This is a genomic window from Singulisphaera acidiphila DSM 18658 (assembly GCF_000242455.2).
GTDB classification, from domain to species: domain Bacteria; phylum Planctomycetota; class Planctomycetia; order Isosphaerales; family Isosphaeraceae; genus Singulisphaera; species Singulisphaera acidiphila.
The window spans coordinates 7,415,840-7,438,668 of sequence record NC_019892.1; the positions used below are offsets into that span (position 1 = coordinate 7,415,840).

Annotated in this window: 16 protein-coding genes, 1 tRNA gene and 2 pseudogenes; 13 read left to right on the plus strand and 6 right to left on the minus strand. The window is 63.6% G+C overall.

Annotation, left to right across the window (positions count from 1 at the left end; all coding sequences use genetic code 11):
* Positions 1-160: 160 nt before the first annotated feature.
* From SINAC_RS28960 to pip, 8 genes and pseudogenes are all read left to right on the plus strand, one after another.
* Positions 161-1,681 (plus strand): leucine-rich repeat domain-containing protein, encoded by a 1,521-nt coding sequence (locus tag SINAC_RS28960; protein WP_015249118.1) that lies wholly within the window; start codon positions 161-163, stop codon positions 1,679-1,681.
* A gap of 421 nt (positions 1,682-2,102) precedes the next feature.
* Positions 2,103-2,435, plus strand: a pseudogene (locus SINAC_RS42015) (WD40 repeat domain-containing protein); the annotation flags it as partial.
* Between the two features lie 152 nt (positions 2,436-2,587).
* The gene (locus tag SINAC_RS38245; protein WP_390553826.1) at positions 2,588-5,239 is read left to right on the plus strand and encodes a hypothetical protein; all 2,652 of its coding nucleotides are present in this window, start codon (positions 2,588-2,590) and stop codon (positions 5,237-5,239) included.
* Between the two features lie 54 nt (positions 5,240-5,293).
* Positions 5,294-6,685, plus strand: coding sequence for an IS701 family transposase (locus SINAC_RS28970; protein WP_015243925.1), 1,392 nt, complete (start codon positions 5,294-5,296; stop codon positions 6,683-6,685).
* A 107-nt stretch (positions 6,686-6,792) separates the two neighbouring features.
* Complete coding sequence (locus SINAC_RS28975; RefSeq protein WP_020466929.1) at positions 6,793-7,194, plus strand: leucine-rich repeat domain-containing protein; 402 nt, start codon at positions 6,793-6,795, stop codon at positions 7,192-7,194.
* A gap of 186 nt (positions 7,195-7,380) precedes the next feature.
* Entirely contained in the window at positions 7,381-7,809 is a 429-nt protein-coding gene (locus SINAC_RS28980; protein ID WP_015249122.1) for a hypothetical protein, read from the plus strand.
* Positions 7,810-7,826: 17 nt separating this feature from the next.
* On the plus strand, positions 7,827-8,720 hold the full coding sequence (locus tag SINAC_RS28985; RefSeq protein WP_015249123.1) for an aminoglycoside phosphotransferase family protein: 894 nt from the start codon (positions 7,827-7,829) through the stop codon (positions 8,718-8,720).
* A 50-nt stretch (positions 8,721-8,770) separates the two neighbouring features.
* Positions 8,771-9,715: a prolyl aminopeptidase gene (gene pip / locus SINAC_RS28990; RefSeq protein ID WP_015249124.1), complete on the plus strand. Its 945-nt coding sequence runs from the start codon at positions 8,771-8,773 to the stop codon at positions 9,713-9,715.
* Positions 9,716-9,904: 189 nt separating this feature from the next.
* Here the strand turns inward: pip and SINAC_RS42020 are convergent.
* The 4 genes and pseudogenes from SINAC_RS42020 to SINAC_RS29005 all read right to left on the minus strand — a co-directional run.
* Positions 9,905-10,072: pseudogene (locus SINAC_RS42020) on the minus strand (LysR family transcriptional regulator); the annotation flags it as partial.
* A gap of 137 nt (positions 10,073-10,209) precedes the next feature.
* Positions 10,210-11,019 (minus strand): IS5 family transposase, encoded by an 810-nt coding sequence (locus tag SINAC_RS28995; protein WP_015249125.1) that lies wholly within the window; start codon positions 11,017-11,019, stop codon positions 10,210-10,212.
* A 91-nt stretch (positions 11,020-11,110) separates the two neighbouring features.
* A complete protein-coding gene (locus SINAC_RS29000; protein ID WP_015249126.1) occupies positions 11,111-11,464 on the minus strand; it encodes a hypothetical protein in 354 nt (117 codons plus the stop codon).
* Positions 11,465-11,474: 10 nt separating this feature from the next.
* The gene (locus SINAC_RS29005) at positions 11,475-11,813 is read right to left on the minus strand and encodes a helix-turn-helix domain-containing protein (protein ID WP_015249127.1); all 339 of its coding nucleotides are present in this window, start codon (positions 11,811-11,813) and stop codon (positions 11,475-11,477) included.
* A 1,456-nt stretch (positions 11,814-13,269) separates the two neighbouring features.
* Between SINAC_RS29005 and SINAC_RS29020 the strand changes: the two genes are divergently transcribed.
* On the plus strand, positions 13,270-15,474 hold the full coding sequence (locus SINAC_RS29020) for a recombinase family protein (protein WP_015244134.1): 2,205 nt from the start codon (positions 13,270-13,272) through the stop codon (positions 15,472-15,474).
* 139 nt (positions 15,475-15,613) lie between these two features.
* Here the strand turns inward: SINAC_RS29020 and SINAC_RS29025 are convergent, their stop codons facing one another.
* Together SINAC_RS29025 and SINAC_RS29030 are read right to left on the minus strand one after the other, a co-directional pair.
* On the minus strand, positions 15,614-16,204 hold the full coding sequence (locus tag SINAC_RS29025) for a hypothetical protein (RefSeq protein WP_015249130.1): 591 nt from the start codon (positions 16,202-16,204) through the stop codon (positions 15,614-15,616).
* A gap of 159 nt (positions 16,205-16,363) precedes the next feature.
* Positions 16,364-16,437: transfer RNA gene (locus tag SINAC_RS29030), tRNA-Arg, on the minus strand.
* Between the two features lie 243 nt (positions 16,438-16,680).
* On the opposite strand from SINAC_RS29030, the gene rimO reads away from it, so the two are divergent.
* From rimO to SINAC_RS29050, 4 genes are all read left to right on the plus strand, one after another.
* Complete coding sequence (gene rimO / locus SINAC_RS29035) at positions 16,681-18,114, plus strand: 30S ribosomal protein S12 methylthiotransferase RimO (protein ID WP_015249131.1); 1,434 nt, start codon at positions 16,681-16,683, stop codon at positions 18,112-18,114.
* 16 nt (positions 18,115-18,130) lie between these two features.
* Positions 18,131-18,712 carry a CDP-diacylglycerol--glycerol-3-phosphate 3-phosphatidyltransferase gene (pgsA, locus tag SINAC_RS29040; protein ID WP_015249132.1) on the plus strand — a complete coding sequence of 194 codons (582 nt, stop codon included), beginning with the start codon at positions 18,131-18,133 and terminating at the stop codon, positions 18,710-18,712.
* Positions 18,713-18,853: 141 nt separating this feature from the next.
* A complete protein-coding gene (locus SINAC_RS29045) occupies positions 18,854-19,912 on the plus strand; it encodes an undecaprenyl-diphosphate phosphatase (protein WP_015249133.1) in 1,059 nt (352 codons plus the stop codon).
* Complete coding sequence (locus SINAC_RS29050; RefSeq protein ID WP_015249134.1) at positions 19,869-22,829, plus strand: PD-(D/E)XK nuclease family protein; 2,961 nt, start codon at positions 19,869-19,871, stop codon at positions 22,827-22,829. The genes SINAC_RS29045 and SINAC_RS29050 overlap by 44 nt, the downstream gene beginning before the upstream one ends.

Genomic DNA, 22,829 nt, shown 5'->3' on the forward strand with positions numbered 1-22,829 from the left:
GTTGGCATGCAGCCTCCGAGGGGATTCACGCGTCCCAAGGATGGCCGTTGTCCTCGTCTCCCTCTAGTCTGACAAGCGTCGTTGCCAGGGCCTCGCGCTCGGGTTAGGATGGTCTGAAAGTCCGGCTGCGGATCTTGCTTCGCTCGGAGACGCCGCGATCATGCCGACCCCATCCGAAAGCCGTGTGACGGTGAGCGGCAAGCCCTCGAAGGCGGTCGAATTGCTCCGCAAAGGGCTCCGCCTGAGCCTGGGCGCGATGATGATCGTCGTCCTCGGAATCGGTGGCGTGCTCGGCTGGGTCGCTCACCGCGCCCACGTCCAGCGCGATGCCGTCGCGGCGATCACGACGCTCCGCCGGAACACGCGAGGCAGCGTCTATTACGACTGGCAGTTCGTGGCCGGCCAGGGCGACAAGAACGCCAAGCCGCGAGGGCCGAAATGGATGCGCGACGCCCTCGGCAAGTTCGACGAGGCCGCCAAGCCGCGAGGGCCGAAATGGATGCGCGACGCTTTCGGCCCCGATTTGTTCGACACGGTGGTCAATGTCCATCTTGAAGGCGACAACGTAGACGACGAACTCTTAGAGAATGTCGGGAAGCTCCACGGTGTCGAATGGTTCACGATCCAGGGGCACGCCGCCCCCAACTTGACGCCCGCGGGGATGGCCCAACTCCGCACCCTGTCTCGCCTGAAAGGGCTGAGCGTGCGGGGGTTCACGGATTCCCACGGCTTCCTGGCCGGGCTGATGGGGAAGACCAGGCTTAGCCACCTCCGGTTGCCGGAGGCCGCCGTCACGGACGACGAGATGGCGATCATCGGCGGCCTTACCGACCTGGAAGTCCTGCAACTGGACGGCAGGAACGTCACAGACCGAGGCTTCGCCCATGTGGCGAATCTGAAGGAGCTGAGCCTCCTGGACATGCCGGGGGTCCGCATCACGGATCTCGCTCCGGTCACCGATCTCGTGCAACTCGATGTCCTCGGCCTCTCCCCGGACAGGGCCACTTTCGCGCGGTCCGTCCCCAGCCCCGGCGGCCCATCGAGCCTGGGGCCGCTCCGCGGACTGACGAATCTCACGCAGCTCACCCTCGGGGCCACGCAGATTGAGGATCGGGAATTGGCGGTCGCCGCCGGGCTCCCCAAGCTTTCCTACCTCATGATCGGGGGGAGGAGGATCACAGAGGCCGGTCTGGCCCGGCTCGCCGAATCCAAGAGCCTGACCGGCCTCCGGTTCACCGACACGTCGATCGCAGACTTGCGGCCTCTCTCCCCGCGCCTGCATGCGCTGTGGGGCCTATACATGGAGAATTCCGCTCTCACCGACGCCGGGCTCGAGCCCCTGTCGGACGCGACCCGAATCGGGGACTTGACCATCACGGGTTCGAGGATGACCGACGCGGGACTTCATCATCTCGCCCCCCTGCCTTCCCTCTGGAAGTTACGGCTCGGTCGGTCCGCGATCACCGATGCGGGGCTCGGCCGCCTGAAGTCTCTCAAGTCGCTGGAGACCTTGTCGTTGACCGAGACCAAGCTGACGGATTCCTCGGTCGAGACGCTGGCGGGATTCCAGTCCCTCAAAAGTCTCAACCTCGACCGGTCGGGGATCAGCCCGGCGGGTATCGAGCGACTGAAGCAGGCCCTCCCGAAAACTCAGATCTCGTCGGCCAGGATGTCCGAGTGATCGACTGACGGTCGGCGGCAGGGCCAGCTCGCCCGGCGTAGTGGGTCGCCTCGTCCAAGCCCGCCGGCCCGCCCGCGTGGGTTCGCCAGTGGTATTCGGCCCGTCTCGAGGCCATGGGGTATGAGAGGCGGTGCTGGACGACCCGACGGCAGGCTGCGCTTTTCGGGGCTCGTTCCGGATCTACGCCCCCTCCAGGGAGATGAGCCGGCTGGAGCACGTCATCGGAATCCCGGCCCCGGCGGCCGACGCGCTGTTCTTTTTGATCATAATCATCGTGATGATAGGTGTGGGGAGCGAGGCCGCGTCGCAGGACGAGTGGTCGGACCGCCGTCGGCGGTTTCGGTTTCTCTTCAAGGCTTGGGAGCGGTCAACGATGCTCGACGCGAGCGTGTGGAAGGAGCGGGGCCGTCGACTCGGCGTGATGCTGGCCGGCTCGGCGCTCGGGGCCGAGACGAGGAAGTTCGAGGGACACACCGACGCCGTGACGGGCGTCGCCTTCTTCGCCGACGGACGACGCTCGGCCTCGTGCGGCGACGGCGCCGACTCGACGGTCCGCGTGTGGGACATCGAAACCGGCCGCGAACTTCGGCGGTTCTCGGCCGGGAACGTCGGGCTGTCGGCGTTGGCCGTCTCGCCGGACGGCAAGGCCGTCCTCGCGGCCGGCCGAGATCATGTGATCCGCCTTTGGATTGTCGACGGACCTCCCGACGCCAAACCGAAGCGGTTGGAAGGCCACGGCGACGTGGTCAACCATCTCACGTTCTCGCCCGACGGCAAGCTCGCCGCGTCGACGAGTTGGGACGGCACGGCGCGGCTCTGGGACGTCGCGTCCGGTAAGGAGATGCGGAAGCTCGAAGGCCACCAGGGATCGGTGAAGGTGTTTCGTTCTCGCCCGACGGCCGACGACTGGCGACGGGCGGGGCCGACCACACCGTCCGAATCTGGGATGCGTCGACCGGGCGCGAGACGCGGAAATTCGAGGGGCACGCCGGCTGGGTCGGCGACGTGGCCTTCGCCCCCGACGGTCGCCGGGTCGCCTCGGCGGGTGGCAAGGATAAGCCGGTCGTGATCCTTTGGGATGCCTCCTCCGGCGCGGTCGTGCGACGCATCGACGCCCCGCCTGACGCCGGCTGGGGCGTCGCGTTCGCTGGCGGCGGGCGGCTCCTCGTGATCGAGTCGGACGCCGTCGCCGTCTTCGACGTCGCGACCGGGCGCGAGACGAATCGATTCGCCGGCCACGCGGGGCAGGTTCACGCCGTCGCCGCCTCTGCCGACGGCCGCCGGTTCCTCTCCGCCGGGACGGACAAGACCGTCCGCCTCTGGGACCTGCCGACACTCGCGATCGCCGCGCCGGTCGCTCCGAACGCACCCGCCCCCACGGCGAATGATCCGTTCTCGAAGGCGGCCGAGATCCGCGCCAGGCTCGACGCCGACCAGAAGGATGACCAGGAGCTCCAGGCCGCGTTCATCGAGGCCCTGCGCGCGACGGCGCCGGCTCTCGCCGAGGTCCCAGTCGGATCGGAGAAGCAGCCATCGCCGTACACGCGGCTGGCGCTCAACTCTCGGAGGTTGGGCTTCGACGGCCTCCGGTTCAAGGCGCCCGCGGACTGGGGGCGGCGCGACATGAAGTGGGAATTCATCATGCCCGCCGTCGACAACAAACGCGGGCGGGCGATGAATTTCTGGTACATCACCCCCCTGACGGGCCAGATGAACGGCTTCACCGGCTACGCGCACGGCAAGGACGAGCCCATCAAGGGGGTCGACCTGCCCCGGAAATTCCGCGTGATCCAGAGCCTTGAAGGAGGGGAGATCCGGCCCGGGTCGGAATACCTGATCTGGTTCAGCTTCGAGGCCGGGACGCCGGAAATCCCCACCTATGTGAAGGTCGACCTGGTCCCGCCCAGCCCTGAGGTCCAGGAGAGGATCGCGGCGAGCGCGGCCGCGCTCAAGCGGTCGGTGAAGTTCCCGGAGCCTGTCCACGCGGCGTCCGTCGCCCCCGACGGCAAGCGCGTGCTGGCCGCCTCCAGCTCGGCGGTATATGAAGGCGAGTTGGAGGCGGGGAAGGTCCAGAAGCGTTGGGACGGCTCGGGGATGGATCCGCGCACGACGGCCTTCTCCCCCGACGGCAAGCTCGCGGCGGTCGGCTGCGGCGACGGCAAAATGCTGATCGTCGACATCGACGCCGGCAAGGACCTGCGCGCCTGCGAGGGGCATTCCGGCGCGGTGCGCTGCGTCGCATTCCTGCCCGACGGCAAACGCGTCGTTTCCGGGGGCGAGGACCGCACGGCCCGGCTCTGGGACGCGGCGACAGGCAAGCAAGTCCGCGCGTTCGAGGGGCACACCGACCAGGTGCTCTGCCTGGCCGTTTCGCCCGACGGCCGGCGGATCGCCACCGGCCCGAGCATCGAGGACAAGGCGGCGCGGGTCTGGGACACGGCGACCGGCCGGCTCGTCGCAAAACTCGAAGGCAACACGGAGGCGGTCTATGCGCTGGCGTTCTCGGCCGACGGGAAGACCGTCCTGACCGGCGGGGAAGACGCATCGCTCCGGCTTTTCGACGCCGCCACCGGCCGGCCGATCCGCCAGTTCAAGCCCAACAACGGCGGGAGGGTCCATGCGACGACGATCCTGCCCGGCGGCAAGCTCGCGGTCGTCGGGGGCGACAACGCGTTCCTGACGTTCTGGTCGGTCGAGCGGGGCCGCTACCTCAGCGCGTATGAAACGGCGTCCCCGGGCGTCGCCGCCCTCGCCCCATCCCCTGGCGGACAATTCCTCAGCGCGGGCGGGGACGGCGTCGTCGGCCTCTGGACGCCTCCCCGCGCCGAGGCGGCCCCCGCGGGGACGGCCCCGAGGCAGGCCGACCTGGACTTCCTCAAGTCGGTCAGCCGCGACCTCGACGACGCGGACCTCGCCGACCTGGCCGAGCGGAAAGACCTGAGGATCGATAGCGAGGAGGGGATCGACGACGCGGGCCTGGAACATCTCGCGCGGCTGGTCAATCTGGAAGGGCTCTCGATCCACCAGACGGCCAGAATCCGTGGGCCTGGACTTGCGCACCTGGCCAAGCTGCCGAAGCTGACGAAGCTGAACCTGAGCAGCGGGCTGTCGGACAAGGCGGTCGCCCGTTTGGCCCCGCTGAAGGAGCTCAAGCGTCTTTCGCTCGATCACACCGATCTGCGCGACTCAGGCATGGCCGCCCTGAAAGGGATGACCACGCTGACGGAGCTCTCGCTCGACGAGACGAAGGTGACCGACGCCGGCCTGTCCGCCCTCAAGGGGATGGTCCAGATGGAGCGGCTCTCCCTCGGCAATGTGTCGGTCCGCGGCCCCGGGCTGGCCAATTTGAAGGGGATGTCCAGGCTCAAAAGCCTGTCGTTCGTGGCCGTGGCGCAGTACAAGCCAAGCCCCCTGACGGACGCCGGCTTGGTCCATCTTGAGAACCTTCCCGCGCTGGACTTCCTGAACCTGGGCGAGACGTCCGTCACGGACGCCGGGATGGCAGCCGCCCGGAAGATCAAGCCGCTAATACTACAGCGCCAAGTTGTAGCGTCTTGATCCGCCGGCCATTGCGAAAGTATGCTTGCCTTCATGGTTTATGGAGGTACGAGCATGGATATCCCACAGATTCGCAAGCTCAAGCCCGCGCTGAAGAAGTTCCTCAAGCGGTTCGATGACTGCTTCCCGCGCAAAGACACGCGGGCCCATCTGCCGGTCTACGTCTCCGGCCAGCTCTCGGATATCCCCGAGAAGAGCGTGGAACCGATTGCCATTAATGCCGGCGTGCCGGTCAGGACCCTGCAGGAGTTCCTCAGCCAGCACTGTTGGGACCAGGACCGGACGCGCGACCGGCTCCAGCACATCGTCCGCGACGAGCACGCCGGTCCCCACGCGATCGGCGTCTTCGATGAGACGAGCGACGTCAAGAAGGGGGACAAGACCCCCGGCGTGCAGCGGCAGTGGTGCGGTTCCGTCGGCAAGAAGGAGAACTGCATCGTCACGGTCCACCTCGCCTACGCTCGTGAGGGCTTTCACTGTCTGCTCGACGGCGAATTGTTTCTGCCGGAATCCTGGTCCCTCGACCGCGCCCGCTGCCGCGAGGCCGGCATCCCCGACGACATGGTGTATCGGCCCAAGTGGACGATCGCCCTGGAACTCTACGACCGCGCCACCGGCAACGGCCTGCACTTCGATTGGATGACTTTCGACGAGGGCTACGGCGGCAAGCCCGAGTTCCTGCGGGGACTTTCGGCCCGTCGCCAGAAGTTCGTCGGCGAGGTGCCGCGGAACTTCATGGGCTGGATCAAGGCACCGCGTGTCGTGACCAGGAAGTACCGTAAGCACGGGCGGGGCCGCGGCCGCAAGACGCCTCGCCTGGCGAGCGGCAGCACACCGGCTCGGCGGGTTGATGCCATGCTCGATCAAGACGGGTTTCGCAACCAGCCCTGGGTCCAGTGGCGAGTCAAGGATGGGCACAAGGGGCCGATGGTCTGGGAAGTCAAGCACCTGCGGTTTTCCCCCGTGGGCGCCGACGGGTTACCGGGCGAGCCGCTGCACCTGGTTGCCGCCCGTGACGTCTTGAACCCGGCGGAGTTGAAGTTCTTCGTCGGCGCCGCCCCCGAGGAGACGTCGGTGCAGGTGCTGTTGCTGGTCGGGTTTTCGCGATGGCGCGTCGAGCGCTGCTTCGAAGACCAGAAGTCCGAGATTGGACTGGATCAGTATGAGGGCCGCCGCTACCAGGGGCTCAAACGCCACCTGATCCTGAGTTGCCTGAGCTACTTGTTCCTATCGCGGATGCGACAGAAGTTCGGGGGGGAAAAATCCGGGTCTGACGGAGTGCCAAGTCCACAGTGCGATGGCGGCGCTGATCCCGTTCTGGTGGTTGGGGCTGAGTCCTCCGCGAAAGCTTCTGGAGCGGACCTCCGAAGAGATCGAGCGGGCGCAGCGTCGAAACGCCGTGGCGCAACGGTGCCACACCAAGCGGACAAGGCGAAAGTTGCATGAGATGGGCATCAAACTTACAGGGTTGCCCCAATGCAAATGGGATACGACTTAGCGCTGTAGTACTAAAGCGTCTGGCCATTGAGAACACGAGGGTCGGCGACGCCGGGATGGCGCAGCTCGCTAGCCACCCAGGCATCGCCGAGTTGGACCTGCACGGGACCAAGATCACCGACGCCGGGCTGAAGCCCCTCAAGGGGATGAAGTCCCTCGTCCACCTGAGCCTGAGGGCGACGGGGATCACCGACGCCGGTCTCGCCCACCTCGCGGGGATGGACAGGCTCGAGAGGCTCGACCTGGGCTATACCAAGATCAGCGACGCGGGGATCGAGCACCTGAAGGGGCTGAAGGGGCTCGACATCGTAGAGACCAACGTCACCGACCGCTCGATCCCGATCATCGGCGGATTCGAGCGGCTGGAGGCCATCAACCCGCGGGGTTCGAAGATCACCGAAGCCGGGGAGGAGCAACTCCGGAAGATGCTCCCGAAGCTCGACATCGACCACGGCTGAAAGCCGGCCGGAGGCGATGGACCTTGGGTGTGAAAGATACGATCGGGAAGGGTGCATGATCGAAGCGTCGGATGATCGTAGGCGGTGGCGGGCGTTCCGAAGCGAGTTCGAGGTGCGGGAATCGCCCGACGCCTTCCCCCCGCCGACCGACGCGGACCTCGACCGCTTCGAGGCCGAGGCGGGCGTGTGGCTCCCGCGGGATATCAGGGGTTCGCTCGGGTCTTCGGCCCGGGGAGCTTCGTGCTGGGGGGGCGGGAGGTATTCATCGATGTCCCTTGCTGCGCCGACCCGGCCTGGGACCTCCGCCACGCGATCGAGCGGAATCGACGACTCAAGGACGACTGGATGCCCGGCGAGCGCGCCAGGCGGCTGATCATCTTTGGAAACGACGGAATAGGGAACGAGTTCGGCTGGGATCCGCTCGAGGCCACCGACCCGGAAGCCCCCGAATTCGCGATCTTCGCCCTCTACCGCCGCGCCGAGGAGGCGACCAGGCTCGCCGACTCATTCCGCGGGTTCGTCGGTCTCTGCCTCGAATCCGGCCACTATCATCCGCTTGCCAGGCTATCTCGGCCGCGGATCATGGAAGTTTTTATCGTGCGTCCATCGGGGTAGGCCATAGGATAACAAACATGCATAAATATCAAGTGCGTATCGATACCGATACCGCGCGGGATCTGATCTACAACCAGTTTCCTCTATATCGAAATCGAGACATCATACCGGTCGAGACGTCGGGAACCGTCAACGCGATTTTTCGCATTGGCTCCGACAACGCAGCCCGTTTTCCTCTTCGGCGGATGGAGCAGAGCGAATGCGTCGGCGTGCTTCGCGCGGAAGTAGCCGCCATGAGCGAACTACTGCAGGTTTGCCCTTTCCCCACACCTCGGCCGACCGGTTTGGGGAAGCCCGGGCCCCGCTACCCGATGCCGTGGACAATCCAAACATGGATCGAAGGTCAGCCTGCGACGCCCGGCAGGCTAAGCGGATCAACGACTTTTGCGGTCGACCTTGTTCGTCTCGTGACCTCTCTTCGTCAAGCGAACGTAGCCGGGCGGCGTTTCGATGGACGAGGACGTGGCGGAAACCTTCGCGATCACGATGATTGGATGAACGTCTGCTTCTTCAAAAGCGAGGATCTACTCGATGTAGTGCGGCTTCGGCGCATCTGGACCGGTTTCCGTGACCTCCCGTATGCAGGGCCTGTCGTAATGAGTCACAAGGACCTAATACCCGCGAACCTTCTCGTGCAGGATGATCGTCTGGTTGGAGTTCTCGATGGCGGCGACTTTGGCCCGGCCGATGCGTCACTCGATCTGGTCGTCGCTTGGCATCTGCTCGATCGAGAGCGCAGAACCGAGTTCCTAAATGCCATCCAAGCTGGCGATTTGGAATGGCAGCGTGGGGCCGCATGGGCATTTCAGCAAGCCATGGGTCTTGTCTGGTATTACTACGAGACCAACCCGGCGATGAGGGCTTTGGGCCGCAGTACAATCTCGCGCCTTCTCGAAGAGTTTCCCGCCTGAGTGAAGAGTTCCCGTTTCAATGGTCTTTCGTTTTACACTTGAGCACATCTATGGATTATCCGTCTTTTAAACCGATCGAAACCGGCCATCTCAACGCCGCTGATGGCGCTGAAATTTATTGGGAAGTATCCGGTAATCCTAATGGAAAGCCTGCACTCTATCTGCACGGTGGCCCAGGCAGCGGCCTCCGTTCTGGCAGTTATCGCAGCCGGTTCGACCCTGAGAAATATTGGATCGTAGGCATAGATCAGCGTGGATGCGGACGGAGCCGTCCTCTTGTTACCGATGCTCTCGATCAACTTCATTGTAACAACACACAAACTCTCATCGAAGACATCGAGGTCGTTCGGAAGCATCTTCTTATCGAATCGTGGTTGGTTTCTGGCGCATCTTGGGGATCGACCCTTGCTCTTGCCTATGCTCAAGCCCACCCGGATAGAGTTTCTGAAATGGTTCTAGTCGCCGTAACGACAACGAGCCGAGAAGAAGTCAATTGGATTACCGAGGGGGTCGGACGCATTTTTCCCGAAGCTTGGCAAAGGTTTGAACGAGCATCCGGTAGGCGCGATGGTGAGCGCATTGTAGAGGCTTATGCGAGGCGTCTTGCCGCTAGCGCTATCCAAGATCGCCAGCTGGCAGCTCTGTCGTGGAATGAATGGGAATCGACGCACATTTCTCTTGATCCGAATTGGACACCGATCGACCAACGGTTTGATGAGGCACAGGGCTTGGTTTTCGCAACTCTGGTTACGCACTATTGGTCAAATGACGGATTTCTCCGAAATGGAAGAGAGATACTTAGTAACGTCTCATCCATCGCTCATATCCCGGGCGTTCTCATTTGCGGCCGTCGGGATATCAGCGGGCCTGTTATAACCGCGTGGCATCTTCATCAGTTTTGGCCCGCTAGCCGATTGTATGTCATCGAAGCTGACGGGCACGGTGGTTCGCAGTCGATGGAACAGATGCGTATGTCCCTCGATCTGCTCGTGTGATGAGACTAGAGAAAACATCGATTTTCCTCGCCTATGGATTGGAACGATCCTCCAATCGTTCGACGCGAGATTTACACCTATAGTGGTGGCGTGCTGGCCCCTCTGGCGGCCTGAGGAAATGTACGAGTGGGTCGTTGCCGCCATCGATAGCGCGCGTGCGAGCGGCGACAGGATCGTCCTCGTGCTCTCTCACGAACTCGGCCGATGTTCGCGAAAGCCGGCGGCGAGTGCGCGCAGGGCTTCCCGGAATCTCGCGTCCGTGAGAGTGGAGAACATCACGATCTCGGTGGAGGGCGATGGCGGGAGGCCGAAACGCTGACTGACCTCGACCGTGCCGGGAGGGGCAAGGCGGCGTGAGCAGGGCCAGCGCGCGTAGCTGTGCGATCTGGGTAGTCTGGCGAGACAGGCCTCGGCTCGCCTGATGCTTCACCTGACGGAACACCGACTCGATCAAGTTCAGCTCCGGACTGGACGTCGGCAGGAACTAGAGCGTGTTATGAACTCCACACGAATAGCGGAGCGGCCTTCTGGAGCATGAGCAGGCTGAATGCGACGTAGTGCAACCCGACGAGTGTCTCGGCGAGACGCTCGTAGTCCTTCGCCAAGCGGCGGAATCGCGCCGCCCAGCCGAACGACCGTTCGACGACCCACCGTCGCGGCAGCAGGACGAAGCCCCGCTTCGCCTCGGCCAATTTGACGACTTCCAGCCGGATCCCGTGTTCGGCCGCCGCAGCCGCAGGCTCCTCACCAGTGTAACCTTGATCGACGTACGCCAATTCGACCGACTCTCCCGTCGCCTCCTGGATCGCCTCGGCCAGCCGGCCGACTTGGGCCCGGTCTTGCTCATTGGCCGCGGTGACATGCAAAGCCAGCAGATTCCCCAGCGTATCAACGGCGGCATGGACCTTCGAGCCTTTGCGCCGCTTATAACCGTCGTAGCCGGCGCGGTGGCCGCTCTCGGGAGTGGACTGAATCGTCCGGCTGTCGAGGACGGCGCCGGTCGGTTCGGGGCCTCGACCGTCGGCGAATCGGAGCACGGCGCGAAGGTCGTGGACGATCGCCTTGAAGCAACCGGCGGCGAGCCAGCGGCGGGTCTGTTGGTAGACCATCTGCCAAGGGGGAAAGTCGTTGGGCAAGTATCGCCATGGGGCGCCGCTGCGGACTAGCCATCGCAGGGCGTCGAAGACGTCGCGGAGGTTGTGGACGCGCTGACCGGCCTCTTCAGGCAGTAGGCAGAGGTAGGGAAGGACGAACTCCCATTCGGCGTCGCTGACATCGCTGGGATAGGGCTTGTGAGTGATCATACCCTAAACTACGATCGCCAGTGGACTACAGTTCATAACACGCTCTAAAGAGAGATCCCCGATTCGGACAATCTCCGACGGGCCTGTCGGATCACGTCGCTGGTGTGGAAGCTGGCGTTGTCCACCACCACCACGTGCGGCCGGTCGACCACGGCAACGCCTTCAAGAAGCCGAGCAGGTCGTACGAGTCCCAGGTCCGCTCAGCCGTGAACACCTCCAGACGCGGCCGGCGGCCGAAGGGGCGGTAGGCGGCCATCGCGTTGACCCGGCGCCGTTGCGGAGCCTCGTAACGCACGAACTCGCGCTGCTTGGGCAATGTCCAGCTGTAGCCGACCGGCAAAGTCGGGGCGAAGCCGCACTCGTCGAGGTAAGAGAGCGTCACATCGCCGGCGTCCGCCTGCGCCTTGAGGTTCTCCAGGATGCGGCCGGCTCGCTCCGCTTTCACCGGGTCCTGCTTATGCTTCAGGGTCCAGGCGGTGCGCCGGTAGCGGGCCTGGATCCGCCTCAGGTGGCGGCGGACTTGGCGGGGACCCAGGACGATCCCCTCCTCGGCGAGAGCGTGGCCGAGCTGCCGACTGGTCCAAAGTGCGTTCCTGGGCGAGCAAGCGTCTCAAGGCCTCGGCCACCCGGTCGAGCTGAGCGGTGTTCGGCTCGGGTCCCGAACAGAACGGGTACAGGACGTCGAAGCCGCGTGCGAGGAACGCCCGGAGCAGATCGCGGACGGTCTGGCCGCAGACGCCCAGGTGGGTGGCGATGCGAGGGGCTGACCACCCGGCGTCGGAGGGGAGGATCATTTCGATCCGGTCGCGGACCCTCGGGGGATCGCTTCCCGCCGCAAGGTTCGGAGTTGATCACGGGTTGCGTCGTCAAATTGGGTGCAAATCATACAGAATTAATTATAGGAAGAGCGCATCCACCCGCTTAGCGGAAGCGAAGCGTCATCGCCTGGAGCCGTGGGCCTACCTTCGTGAGGTGCACCTGCGGCAGAGCACGTGAGCGACCGACCTGGAGGCGTTACTGCCGGACCGTTGGGCCGCGAGCCACCCTGAGTTCGTGCTGGAGCATCGTCTCAACGAGTCACGACGGAAGGCGGCGTGGCAGAAGGAAAAACGCCAGCGGCGTCGCGCGTCCTCCTGACAAAGCGGACGGACTGCGAGTCAGGCCAGGAAGACGACAGGCTTCGGAAAGCCCCGCGAGGCTGCCAGAGCGACTTGTCTCTCGACGGGATCGCCACGGTGTTCGGGACTGGGAGGAGCGTGCGCTTACAATTGCTCATCTAAAATCTCCTGGTCGTGGCAAAATTTACTTCCGACTCTTGCTTTTCCCTCTAGCCGGATCCGCTTCCGGCTTCATCTCCCTCGCCTCTTCGCGAGCATGCTGAATCTGACGAGCATTGTCCGCGTTGTCGGCATCAGTGCGATTGCGAATACCCCGAGTTTCCCAGTCGGATTTGCTGGCCTTGGATGTCGAGCCAGCTGCAAACACCATCCCGGTGGTAACGATCCCCGCTCGCTCTCGGGCGGAGGCCATTTCGATTTCAAGGGCCCCCTGACGACCACGGGGTACCGCTCCCACTTCATGCCATCCAAGTCCGAGATCCCCGAAGTCTCGATCGTCGCATATGCCGAAAGCTTGGTGCGAGAGATCGCCCGTGGAACCGCCCGAGAGGTAGCGAAGGAGAGCCGACGGAAGAAAAAGGAAGCGAAGGCGGAGAAGGCGAAACCGGCCCCCCCGGCGCCCTCCGCTCCTCTACCCCGCCCGTGGACGAACACCCATTCCGGATGGAGCCGCGATCGCTCGAAGACTCGCCGGATTGCGCGAGTGAGCGACGGCGTGAAGTAGATCGTCCGGGGCTTGCCGGTCGCCTTCCCGGCCTTCCACCGCTCGGGAGGGATCACGGCCTTCGCGCATGTGTGGCCCGCCGAGATGTCCCACCCGGACTACCCCTCAAGTGACAGTCTGTACCGCGGAAGCCGGGCCGCCTAGAATCAGCACAACCGCCCTGCTGCAGCTCGCGCAGTGGTGCCGGTCACATCGCGGCGAATCGCTCGGTCGATCACTCGGAGGGTCGCTATGTCCCACCATCACCGATCCGCAGTCCCCCCCCGCGCCCGAAGCCCAAGAGGCTTCCCCGGCCACTGACCCAAGCCTGGTCGGACCTGCCCGCGCCGAGGCGTCAGGAAGTCCTGATGATGCTCAGCCAGATCATCGCCAAGTCTCTCCCGAGGGCGGTGCGGAAGGAGGCGAGTCATGAACATTCCTGATTCCACCTCCGCTTCGCCAACGCACTCCGCTGCAACTCGTCCTGTGATTGTGCCGGCTCACTTGCTGGCGTTACGCCCCGCCAAGGTCCGCGACCATCATCTCGATCGCAAAGCCATCGTCTATGTCCGCCAGTCCAGCCCCCAGCAGGTGGCCGAGCACAAGGAGTCGACCGCACGCCAATATGCTCTGGCCGAGGTCGCCGTTGCGCTCGGCTGGCCCCGCGACCGCGTCGAGGTCGTCGACGCAGACCAAGGACGCACGGCACAGACGGTCGAGGGCCGGCGAGGCATCCAGTACATTCTCGCCGAACTTAGCCTTGATCATGTCGGCATTCTCCTTGGCCAGGATGCCAGTCGTCTGGCCCGCCACGACCCTGACTGGGTCCCGATGGTACGCTCGTGCGGCTTGTTTCGGGCGTTGCTGGGCGACTACGATGGATTGTATGATCCGACCGACTTCAACGACCGCCTGCTCCTGGGCATGAAGGGGATCATGAGCGAGGCCGAGTTGCACTTCCTCCGCACCCGAATGCACGAAGGGCGGCTGAACAAGGCGCGCCGCGGCGAGTTGTTCAACCACGCCCCGCTCGGCTATGTCCGCGAACCCGGCCGCGGCCTGGCCCTCGATCCCGACGAGCAGGCTCGAGAGGTGGTGCGGATCGTCTTCGACCAATTCGATCGCCAGGGGAGCTTGCACGGCCTGCTCCGCTACCTGGTGCATCACGGGATCCGCCTGCCGGTCCGCCCCCACTCCGGGCCCGATCGAGGGAAGTTGGAATGGCGTCGCCCTAACCGAGAAACACTTCAAAACGTATTACATCATCCAGTTTACGCTGGCTACTACCGTCATGGGTGTCGTACTCTCGACCCGCGGCGGAAGGTGCCCGGCCGTCCCGGGACGGGGCGGACGATCAACAAGCCGGAGGACTGTGCGGTGCTGTTGGAGGGCCGCTGCCCGGCCTACATCACGCCGGAACGGTTCCGGGCCAACCAGGAGCGGCTGGCGGCCAACCGCGCCCGGAGCGATGCGAAGGGGGCGGTGCGTCAGGGACCCTCCCTGTTGGGGGGGATCCTCCGTTGCGGCCGTTGCGGACAGCGGATGATGGTCACCTATGGCGGCCCCGCCAATCGTCTGCGCTATTACTGCGCCCGGGCAATGGTGGAATACGCCGCACCCTTGTGCCAGGGCCTGGCCGGTAGTGTCCTGGATGACTTGGTGGCTGCTCAGGTCCTGGCGGCCCTGGAGCCGGCGGCGCTCGAGTTGGACTTGGCGGCGGCCGACGACCTCGATCAGGAGCGCGGGCAGTTGCACCGGAACTGGCGGCAGCGGGTGGAACGCGCCCGCTTCGAGGCCGAGCGGGCGCGGCGGCAGTACGACGCGGTCGAACCGGAGAACCGTCTGGTGTTGCGGGAACTGGAGCGGCGATGGGAGGAGGCGTTGAAGGAGCAGCGCCGTCTCGAGGAGGAATACGCCCGGTTCGACCGCGATCAGCCCCGGAGCTTGTCGGCTTGCGAGCGTGAGCAGATCCGCGCCCTGGCGCGAGACCTGCCGGCGCTTTGGCATGCACCGGCGACGACGTCGGCGGATCGTCAGCGGATCGTCCGACTCATGATTGAGGAGGTCGTCGTTACGGTTCGTGGCAACAGCGAATGTGTTGATGTGAACATTCAATGGGACGGTAGTTTTACCAGCGGCCACGCGTTGGAGCGTCCGGTGCAGTGTTATCAGCAGATGGCCGGCTATGCGATGCTCCTGGGCCGGATCGACGAGCTCCGCGAGGCGGGACGGACCTTGGCCGAGGTGGCCGAGCAGTTGAACTGCGAGGGCTTCCATCCCCCGAAGCGGTCGGCGCGGTTCACGAGCGTGATTCTGGGCAGTCTGCTCGCCAAACGCGGTCGAACGGGTCCGCGCCCGCGAGCTGTGTCGGGGCCGGGCGTCCTGGGCGAGCACGAGTGGTTGCTGACGGATCTGGCCCGGGAATTGAAGATGCCGCAGGCCACGCTGCACCGCTGGATCCGCGTCGGGTGGGTCCATGCCCGGAAGCTACCGACTCCGGGCGGGCAGTGGGTGATCTGGGCCGACGCCGAAGAGCGGGAGCGGATGACCCGGATCCGAACGTGTCCCCGGGGATGGTCACATTCTGATGCTTTTGCAAATATAACCAAGCCCAAGTCCCGCGACAGCGAGTGAATCTCGAACATCATCGGCCATCGGCGGGAGGTGGTGTAGCCGCCCGCGGATGGCCGATAAAGGCACCTCTCTTTGGAGGCATTATGGCTGGTAAACGGAGGTCGACCACCCCTTCCACTAAATATCGCCCCACTGGAGCTTACAGAGCTCGCCCGGTCGCGCCCCGGTCCGGATCAAGATCCGCTCGAGCAGGAGCGTCAGCCGGGCTCCTCGGGATCGTTGGCAACTTGAACCCCTGGATCGGGTTGGCGTCGAGAGGTGTCTCCTTGTCCCGGACCGCCCAATTCAGCGCGGCGCGGACGGTCGCACAGACGTTCCGGGCATAGGTCGGAGTGTAGAAGTCGAGCAGGCCGACCCCGAACTCGGTCAGGTCATCCGGCTCGAGGGTTTTCACCACCCGCTGGCCGAGGTGGTCGGAGAAGATCCCCAGGTGTCGCGCCTTGTTGGCAAACTCGGTGGCCGCGAGCTTCCCCTCGTCCTTCTGTTTCTTGGCCCAGCTCAAATAATAGCCGCACACCACGTCAGCGAGCAGGTCGTTCGCTTGCGGCTTGGCCGTCCGATCCCTGGCCTGGGCGGTCTTGAACCACTCCCAAGCCTTGGCCTCGTCACGCTCTCCGATCTCGGGAGGGGCGAACACCTCGCGCCGCCTCCCGGTCTCGTCTCGTTCCCCGACGTTCCCGTACCAGCGTCGGCGGCCTGAATTCCATCGCGGCTTCGCGATTCGCGGCATCTGTCAAGACTCCGGGGCCACGTGTCCGCATGAACACCGTAACGCGCCCCGCAACCTCTTTCCCACCGCTGTAGAACGACAGGCCGGTTTTAAGGAACTCGTTTTTGGCACCCTCGAGCCAACAAAAAACCCCTGGTTTCCCAGGGGTTTATGTCTCAGTACACCCGGTAGGACTCGAACCTACAACCTTCGGTTCCGAAGACCGATGCTCTATCCAATTGAGCTACGGATGCATTCAGAAAACGGCGTCCATTAAGTGAGCCGAGAACCAACTCATTTGTGGAGACAGCGTGCTCACAGGTCAGGAGTATAAACCAAGAACGGCCTGGGAGCAAGCTTTTGTTGCGGACTTGACGCCACGGGCCGCGATCTCCTAGTCTAGAACTCTTTGCCGCGCATGGTCGCGAGTCTGATTTCCTCCCTCACTCGTCTCCAACTTCGCCTCTTTTGCGAGGAAGACGGGAATCCCGAGACCGATGAATTCGAATTCTGAGATCAAAGGCACGTTCTCGTTCGTCAGCTTGGGCTGCCCCAAGAACCTGGTCGATTCCGAGCGCATGCTCGGACTCCTGGCGCAGGACGGCTACGTGCTTGTGCCTGATACGAAGAAGGCCGACCTGGTCATTATCAACACTTGCGGGTTCATCGACGCAGCGCGGCAGGAGTCGCTGACCGTGATTCGCGAGATGCTCGACCGCAAGCGGGCTGGGGAACTCAAGGGAGTCGTCGTCGCCGGATGCCTGGCTGAGCGGCAGAAAGAAATGCTCCTCGAAGAGGTTCCTGAAGTCGACCAGGTGGTCGGCGTCTTTGGCCGCGAAGAGATTGCTTCGGTCGCCGACCGAATCATGGGCGACCTTCACGAACAACGGACCATTTTCCGCCCCGCCCCCGTCCAGGCTCAGGATGACCGAGCCCGGATGCGGATCACTCCGCGACACCTGGCCTACCTCAAGGTGTCGGAGGGCTGCGACCGACTCTGCACCTTCTGCGCAATTCCTTATATGCGCGGAAAGCATGTGACGAAGCCAATCGAGAAAGTGGTTGCCGAGGCCCGCGAGCTAGCTGCGGATGGGGTTCGCGAGCTCAACCTCGTCGCTCAGGACATGACGTATTACGGCGTCGACCTCTATGGTCGCCCGCGCCTCGCCGAACTGCTTCGCGAACTCGACCAGGTGGAGGGGATCGACTGGATCCGCGTCCTCTACAACTATCCGAATTATTTCACCGACGATTTGTACGACATTCTCGGATCCTCACAGAAGATCCTCCCTTACCTCGATATGCCGCTCCAGCACATCAACGACCGGATGCTCCGGATGATGAACCGGCGGCATACGCGTGCTGAGACCGAGACGATTATTTCGCGACTGCGAGCGAGCATCCCGAACCTTGTCCTTCGTACGACGTTCATCGTCGGGTTCCCCGGCGAGACGGAGGCGGAATTCGAGGAACTGCGCGAGTACATCGAGGCCACTCGATTTGAGCGGCTTGGGGTATTCCCCTACTCGTTCGAGCCCGACACGCCGGCCGCGAAAATCCCGGGGCACGTTGCCGACGAGATCAAGTCGGCTCGCCGTGACCGGATCATGGCCTCTCAACAAGAAATCGCGTTTGCATACAATCAAGGGATGGTCGGACGCAAGCTGGACGTCTTGATCGACGGCCCCAGCCCGGAAGGCAAGGATCTCTGGATTGGGCGCACCTACGCCGATGCCCCCGACGTGGATGGGCTCACCTTCGTCCGGAGTCCCTCAATTGAACCGGGCGACCTTGTGGCCTGTGAGATCGTCGCCGCCGAAGGCTACGACCTGATCGCGCGTACCGAAGCCGCCCCTCGCCCGCGGCGGAGGGGTCGGCCCAAGCCCCGCAAGATGCCGGCGACCTCGTCCTTGACGATCCTGAACAACTGAGAGCGTAGGCTTGGACATGGCTGTACCTGCCGAAGCGCGGTTCTGGAACGTGCCCAACACGTTGACCATGAGCCGCCTGGTTCTCGCGGTGGTGGTGTTCGCGCTGATCGCGTACGGGCAATATCTGTCGGCGCTCGCGGTCTTCGGCATCGCGTCGTTGACCGACGCGCTCGACGGCTATTTCGCGCGGCTCCTGGACCAGGGCACCCCCCTTGGTCGACAGCTCGACCCGCTCGTCGACAAGGTCATTGTATCGGGTGCCTATATCTACTTGCTCTCGGTCCCGCAGACCGGTGTGCAACCCTGGATGGTCACCACGATCGTCGTTCGCGAGATGCTCATTCAGGGGCTCCGCAGCCATCTCGAGGGGCAGGGACAAGCCTTTGGTGCCGCGATGGCCGGCAAGCTCAAGACACTCGTCCAATGCCTCTCGATCTCGGCGATCCTTCTCTCCCTCGCCATCCCGACGACCAACAACTCCTGGATCCTCATTCGCGACGGCTTGACCTGGCTGGCCGTTGCCCTGACGATCTATAGCGGTCTGGGGTATGTCGTCATGGCCATGCCGTTCATGCGTAAGAAGACCTCGACCACCTGACTCGTGCTCCCCTGAGGGATGTCCCAGGCCTGGTCGAAGGTCCAAGGCCGTTCGGCAGCGAAATCCCTTGCTTCGCCTTGGACTACCTTGTCCTGGCCTGCCGATGGATCGCTCCTCAACACCAAATCCTCAAGGTTTTTCATGGAATGGATTGAGTCATTGGTTCTCGGTCTTGTCCAGGGCCTCACCGAGTTTTTGCCCGTCTCCAGCGATGGGCATCTCACGATCACCCAGATGGTCTTCGCGCGACTGACGGGGCATGGCCGACCCGCTGCCGAGAATCTCTTTTTCGACGTTATGCTCCATCTGGGTACTCTGACGGCGATCCTGGTTCACTACCGCGCGGTGGCTCGGACCGGTCTTCGAGGGCTTCTCGGCGCGAACGAGGTGCCACCGGCCTATCAACGAGCCGCCGTGATCCGGGTTGGCACTTTAATGGTGGTGGCCACTCTGCCACTGCTCCCCTACGCCTACTTCAAGCGTTACTTGCTCTCGACCTTCGAGAGTCCCACAGCGGTCGGATTCGGTTTCCTTACCACGGCGACCGTTCTCTTGGTGACGTTGCGATTGCGCGGTGGAGAGAAAGGGCCCGATCAAATGACCTGGCTCGACGCTCTGCTCATCGGCATCGCTCAAACCTTCGCGCCGCTCCCCGGGGTCAGCCGAAGCGGTCTGACCGTGGCTACAGCGCTGGGGCTCGGAATGTCTCGCGCCTGGTCGGTCGGCTTCAGCCTCCTGATCGCCTTCCCCGCGATCCTGGGTGCCACGGTCATGGAACTCAAGGATTTCGATCAGTCGACACTCACCACCGACCGCGTCGCCCAGACGATCGCCGCCACGATTGTCGCCGGTCTGATTGGCTACATCGCCATCATCTGGCTGGTGAAGATCGTCCGCGCTGGACGCCTATGGTATTTTTCTGTATACTTACTGGTCTTGGCGATTGCCGTTCTGACGACGAACGCGCTCTCGAAAGGATCTCTCGATGCCCCGAACGCAAAGGCTTCTGAGCGGGCCACATGGCTCAGCCCTGCGGGATCGGGTGTTGGGCGAGCCGGAGAACAACGACCCCGCCAGTCTCTGGGTCGTGGCCTCTCCACTCGCACGCGACCAGGTCCGCTGGATCTTGTGCTCGCGACACCGGTCACTTCCACGAATGCGAATCTGGTGCTGGGACGAACTCTGGCGGGCGATCCGTGACGAGCGTGCCGAAGGTCCGGCCTGTCTCTCACCGGCGGCTTCCCGAGCGGCCTTGAACGAGGCAATTGAGCGAGCCAGACGCAACGGCTCGCTCAACGATGTGGCCGAAGTCATCGAATCGCCTGGATTTCGCCGGCGTCTCCTGGCCAAGATCGCCGGCTGGACCCGCTCCGAGCGTTCGGTCAGGTCCGATCCAACCGAAAACGAGCCCGCGCTCCACGCCCAGTGGGCCATCTTCAAACGCTATCGCGCGGTCTTGCGACAACTCAAGGCCGAAGACGCCGAGGGACTCGCGTCCTGGGCCTCGAAAACAATTCTCCACGCCCCGCCCAAGTCGTTTCAACAGCTCAGCCAGGTGATCTTCCTCGAGCCAAGTCTGGACTCCCCCGCGCCTTGGCGCGTTGTTGAATTCGCCCAGGCCCACAGCCAGGCCGTGACATTGACGCTGGCTTATGATTCGGACCCGAGCCTTGGCGAAGTCTACTCTGAAGCGGCCTCGAATCGAGGGCGGCTGCTCAACTCGGGCTTCCAAGAAACCCCGGTAGGTCCCGAATTGCGACACCCCAAGGGGCTCTTTGATGTCGAAAATGCGATCTTTCGCTCCGATGCCCACCGACGTCCTCGCCTCACGGATCCGCGTGGACTGAAGATTGTGGGGGCTCCTCAGAGCGAAGGGGTCGCCCTCGTCCTGGCGAGAGAGATCAAACGACTCCTCGTGTCTGGCACCACTCCCGAGGATATCCTGGTCCTGTTTCGACGCTGGGATGACGACGCGGACCTGATCCTGAAAACCCTGCAAGCCTGGGGACTTCCCGCGACCGCTGAGCGCCTCGTTTCGCTTGCAGCCTCGCCTGTGATCGCGGCGCTCCGCCAGGCGATGGCGATTCCCGGCGAACAGTGGGAAGCCACCTCACTCATCCAGTGGCTACGACATGGCCAGGTCCGTCCCCCTTGGATCGCCGAGCATGGCCCGCTGGCACTCGCCAAAACCGCCTCGGCCATTCGCGCGACCCGCGTCTTTCGAGGCCTGGATCCGATTCGCCGCGCACTCGACCGCACGATCTCGGAGGCGCGAAGCCAAGGGAATAAAGTCCCGAGGGTTGAGCTGGCACATATCGTCCTCGACCGGCTTGCCGAGATCATCGGTACGCTCGATCAACCCGGCCCTTGGCACTACCAGTGCGAGGGCCTCCGCAGCCTCGCCAGCTCACTCGGTATCGGCTCGACGGGTGATCCTCAACTCGAAGCGCTCTGGGATGCACTCGACGAGCATGGGGTCGTTCTCGAGAGACTTGGCCGAGCGGAGCAGACCTGGTCGTGGGCCGAGTTCACACGCGAGGTCAATTCGCTAACCGCCGAGTTGACGGGCCCTCCCCTGCCCTGTCCCCCCGGCTCAATCCGGTTGGCCGAGGTGGATGAAATCGCGGGAGCACGGGCCCCTTGGATCTTCCTGGCGAACCTTGGCGAGGGGATGTTCCCAACGCGGGATTCGATCGACCTCAGTCTGGCCACGGGCCCCGACGAAGAACCTCGAAGCAAGAGCCAGGCCAACCCTGCCCTCGCCCGGGAAATGCTCCGCTTCCTCCGCGTGGTCGGCTCGGCTGACTCGGGACTCGTGCTCGCTTATCCAACAAGCGATCCCCAAGGCCAGGAACTGCTCCGAGCCGGATTTCTCGACGACCTGCTTACCCTCTTCACTCCCAAAGCCCTGGCCAGCCCGCTCGTCCACGAGTCGCACCGTCGATTCGACCCGACACTCACCGAGTGGCCCGAGTTGGCAGGCTCACCCTCCGACGCTCGGGTTCGGGCCGTCGCCCTCGCCTGCACGCAGCGCAATTTCGCTAGCCTCCATACCCTGGCCCGCCAGCCCCGGCATCGCCGAAGTCTCGAGGGAACGGCATCGGCAATCCGGATCGCCCAATCGCGACTCCAGTCGAAGCACTTCGGTGCCTACGACGGCCAGATCGGCGATGCCCGAGCCGTCGAGAAGATTGTGGCGAAATTTGGTCCCGACTACACCTTCAGCCCAAGCCAGCTCGAGTCATTCCTCTTCTGCCCCTACCAATTCTCTCTTCGCTACGTGCTCAAGCTTGCACCCGTTGACGAACGCGACGAGCTCGAAGAAGATTACACCGAACGCGGCAGCCGGGTTCACCACATCCTTGAATTGCTCGAGCGTATGCTTGCCCAGGAGCCTGGGAACCGGCTTGAACGGGCCGAAGCACTCATCTTTCATGAGATGAGCTCCCCCCCCAGAAGCGGCTCCGACATCGATCTGGGGATCCAGGAGATCGAACAGCGCCGCCTGATCCGAACCATCCGCCGCTATGTCCGGCAACACGAAGCGTATGTATCTTCGGAGACATCGGGGCCCCCGATCCCCCACCGATTCGAGGTTGTCTTCGGCCTTGAAGAGAGCGAGGACGAATCGTTTCCGAGTCTCATCCTGGGCCAAGGGGCCGACACCGTGCGGCTCCAGGGGAAGATCGACCGCATTGACCTGGTTTCCAGCTCCGACGTTCCGGCTTATCGCGTGATCGACTACAAGACCGGCTCCTGTCCGTCCAAAAGCGACGTCAAGGATGCGATCTATCTGCAATTGCCACTCTATGCGCTGGCCGTCGAGCGAATCGTGCTGCAACAAACGGGGGCCCAATTGCATGACGTTGGCTACTGGGGGCTGGCGTCCGACGGCTTCAAAGCGATCGCGCTCAAAGACTGGAACCACGACCGCGAGGCACTTGAAAAATACGTGACCGACGTGGTTGGCCAGTTGCGCCAGGGGCAGTTTGTCGTCGATTCCTGCAAAGACGATTGTATTCAACGCTGTGAATATGGTTCGGTCTGCCGGATCCGCCAGGTACGCTCAGCGCGAAAGGCTAGAGACGAAAAACCAGGCCTTGAATTGAAGGTTTGA